Source organism: Nitrospinota bacterium (genome assembly GCA_027619975.1).
Taxonomy (GTDB): domain Bacteria; phylum Nitrospinota; class Nitrospinia; order Nitrospinales; family VA-1; genus JADFGI01.
Genome location: JAQCGX010000068.1, coordinates 1 through 3,808 on the forward strand (window position 1 = coordinate 1; position 3,808 = coordinate 3,808).

Annotated in this window: 3 protein-coding genes; all 3 read right to left on the bottom strand. The window is 47.3% G+C overall.

Annotated features, from left to right (window positions below; translation table 11 throughout):
• Positions 1 to 981: oligosaccharide flippase family protein (locus O3C58_14055; protein MDA0692973.1), on the bottom strand; the 981-nt coding region annotated here is incomplete at its 3' end.
• Entirely contained in the window at positions 978 to 2,222 is a 1,245-nt protein-coding gene (locus O3C58_14060; GenBank protein ID MDA0692974.1) for a polysaccharide biosynthesis protein, read from the bottom strand. The genes O3C58_14060 and O3C58_14055, both read right to left, overlap by 4 nt.
• The coding region (locus tag O3C58_14065; protein ID MDA0692975.1) for a hypothetical protein at positions 2,215 to 3,808 on the bottom strand (1,594 nt) is incomplete at its 5' end. The genes O3C58_14060 and O3C58_14065, both read right to left, overlap by 8 nt.

Genomic DNA, 3,808 nt, shown 5'->3' on the forward strand with positions numbered 1-3,808 from the left:
GATCATGAAAAATAAGGAAATAAACAGCCAGTATAATAGTCCGGCCCCTTGTTGATAGCTCGAACCAAAACACAAAAGAATAATGTTATTACCAAAAAGCATCCCCAGCGGAACGATAAAAAGAGTAACGATACCGGCATAAAATACCAGCTTGTTGGTCAGCTGTAGAAATTTTTTGGGATCGTTGGCATGCAGGCGAAGTTCGCGAAAAAAAACATTGGCGAAGGGAAAGAGAATAAATAGAACTCCCTCCAGAATTCTGGAGGCGGCGGCATAGAAACCGACCTGATGCAAGGTTCCGTCCATATGCCTGAGCATCACGATATCGATTTTGAAGTAAATCAGGGTGGCAACATCAATGGTCAATAAAGCGGCCAGAGAGCGGTAGATTTGCGGGTTGGGTTTGACGATGAGCACGTTTTTGAGAGGGTACGCGCGTTGGAAAATTAACGAAACCAGAAATCCGGTAATCCATCCGGCAAAAATCCATTCCAGTTGGAGGGAAACAAGAAGGATAAAACCCAAAATCCCCACACCCGTCAGGGAGCGAACGGTGACCCGCCACCAGGCCTCCCGGTTGAAATCTCCCTTGCCCTTTAAAACCGATGAAATGAAATTGGTCGCCGTCCCCAATCCAAATGCCGCTATGGCGAGGAGCAAGGATACCTTGTCCGCAAATGGAAATACGAGGACGATGACTGTTCCCACGGCTGTTAGCACCAGCAAATGCCCAAGCGCGACAGGAAACAGTTGGTCGGGTTTAATGGCTAGAGAAGGAGATGTAAACTCTCTGAATAACAAGGTGCGAAATCCACCATCTTGAAGAATGGCGAAAAGGGCGGCCAGGGTGATGATGTAACTGTATTTTCCGAAGATTTCAGGGCCGAATAGCCTCGCCAAGAAAAAAGTCATCCCCATGGAAAAACCGGCAACGAAAACGGTTGCCAGCCATTGAGTAACTATGGGGCGGGCCAGACTCATGGAGAGGAGATGAGGCGGCGGGATCGAGAAAAATACCAGATAAGCGTCCCGGCGAGAATCATTGCTATGGAATATAAAACCATTTTGGCGATGGTGAGGGCTGAGTCGTGGAAATTAAAAATAAGAAGTAACATCATTGCCACTCCGATAGCTAGGGGCCAAAGAAATTTAAACTCGGACCGAGCCATGCAATAGGTAAATATCACGTTCGCTATCGCAAGCATTGCCATCGCAAGACTGATGATTTTTAGCAATTCGGCCCCAGTCTGGTATTTTGCGCCAAAGAGAAGAGTGATGATTTGTTCTGGCCAAAGTGTACAGACCAATGCGAAGCTTCCTCCAAGAAGGGCCGTCAACCCAAGGCTGACCCATAGGATTCGGGAATCCTCGTTTCCTGTGGCTTGGGCTTTTGCGGCTTCTGGGAAAAGCACTATGATGAGAACACCGGGGAGGAACAAGGCGATTCTGCCTAAAATGGCGGCTATTGAATACAGTCCCGCCTCTTCCGGCAAGCAGTAATGTTTCACTAAAACAATATCGAGGTTTCCAAGGGCCATGACTAGGGTGGTGGAAAGAAAAACCGGAAACGAATACTTTCTCATCTCAGAGAAAAGGTCATGAGGCAGGGGGGCAGCAGGGACTTTTATTATATCCCGCACGGCCCACAACCCGATTCCCATGGCGAAAAACGTGCCGATGGTGCCTGAAAGCAGGGCTCCATTAACCCCCCATCCCAGAGCAAAGACGAAAAGCAAACCCGATAACAACCGAACGAGAGAAATACTGCTGCCACAAATTCCAAAAGCGGTAAAGCGGTGCAGTCCCTGGATCACCCCTAACAAAACAGGAAATATCAGGGACAGGGTCAATTGAACCAGCATGATAACGATGGGAATCTTTGCTTCCAGATGCAGAAAATCTTGCACCCAGGGAATGGCGGCAAATCCGATGAGGAACAGTGCGCCCGCAATGAAAACCAACCAGCGAAAACCTTCTACGAGAAGGCTCTTGATCTGCCCAAGGCCTTTCGCTTCCAGTTTGACGGTGTAACGGGAAAATACCAGAGGAAGCACCGCCACGGGTGCCGAAAGAATCACCGCTAAAGAGTTTAAAGCATTGAAAGTTCCGTAGTCGCCAGTGGTCAGGCTCCTTCCCGCAATCAGTTGAAACAGATAATTGAAAATATTACTGGAATTCAACAGAATTAGAATAAGCAGATTATTGCGCAAAAATCTACGCACGCGTGGCCTCTTTCTCTACCACCTTAGACGAATCGTAACTTTCGTCTCCCGCCGGTTTCTTTCTTAGGGCCCAAGCCTCGAGAGCGACTCCGACCACAAGCATAAAATATCCGACCACTGCGATTTGTTCTGCTACGGGCCCCAGTTTGACAATCAGGAAAAAGGCGGCCATCACGAGGGTCACAAGAAAACCGGCAATGTAGTAGGTTCCAGGCCCCCCGTAGACTTTATCTACAAGACTTGGCCAGCGAGACTCCATCTTTGGCCGCAGATAGGGAGTCATATTGCGCCAAACAAGGACTGCCGAGATAGCGGCAAAGCTAAAGAAGAAATCGGAGCCACCGCGCCATTTTATTAATAGCCCGAATACCCCCATTAGGTAAAGCCCGGTTGCTGTTGTGATCCAAAAACGAATTTTTCCTTTAAAAAACCACGGCAACCAGGGGATGTAGAAGTAAATCAATAAGAATGGGGGAAGAAATTCGAGGATTAAATCATTTCCATGACCCAAATTGAAACTTACATAACTCAGCGCAAGCACAGCTACCATGTAAAGGAACGGTGGAAGCTCTTGGTTTCTTCCAAACATCCAATTTTTTAAAAGAGCCCCGTTTTTCTCTTGTTGTTCGGAGGTCGAGACTGTTGTGGGGGCATCGGTTTCATTCGTTTGCGAGAGTGTCTTCGGCTGAACTGAAAACCACCAACGCCACTCATGCCAGAGGACGCCTATGAAAAGCCCAATAATGGCTCCAAGACCAAATTTCCCAGCACCCTGTTCCCAAAACCATCCTGCCGCCAACAACCCCGGTCCTAAAATTATAAGACCGACCGCCCGATTTAATAAAAACCCCTTTTTTGAGATCATTGTGGAAAATCTCTGGCAAAGGGTCCTTACCTTTGACCAATTAAGGATGTCCCGTTTATTTTGCCATTTCCATAGGTGCTTGTGCCAGTTTCGTTTCCATCCCCACCAGATTAGGGCAAAGATCGAAAGGGGGGTGAAAAGCTTTGATAACGATGACCTAAAGGGAGGAGTATCATTTTGATCGGTTTCTATTAAGGAAGCCCATATTTTTGGAGAAATAGGATCGGATTTTTCCAGAACAACGGTCTGGACATCAAGATGAGGGTGTTCAGAGAATTTCAAATCCAGATAGGCATCGGAGGTATCTTTTATAGATAAATGCCCAAGGTTGACGAAATTACGACCTGACAAAAGGTCGATGGCAGGCTTACCAGCCAAAGAAGTTGGGAAAATCTTTTGGTCATGCCATTCGAGCACGGAATGCTTTATTAGCTCACTCCGAAAGTTACTAATATCTGTGCCCCCCAGAGCCGTTGACATAGCAAGGATCAAAGGTCGTTTTTTGGAGTTCTCATGACCTGCAAAGTTAATATTCCAGGTGATGGATTTAATGACCTCATCGGAAGGAATTGGCGTATCGCGAAAAAGATCATCCACCGGAATGATCATTTGCCCTGAAGCCAGCTGAGGGCAAACGGTCTGATTAACTCTATGTCGTGAACTCACCAAAGTCAGTTGGAGCCAGCAGGGATCCTTGGCAATCACCTCCTGGGGAACCTGA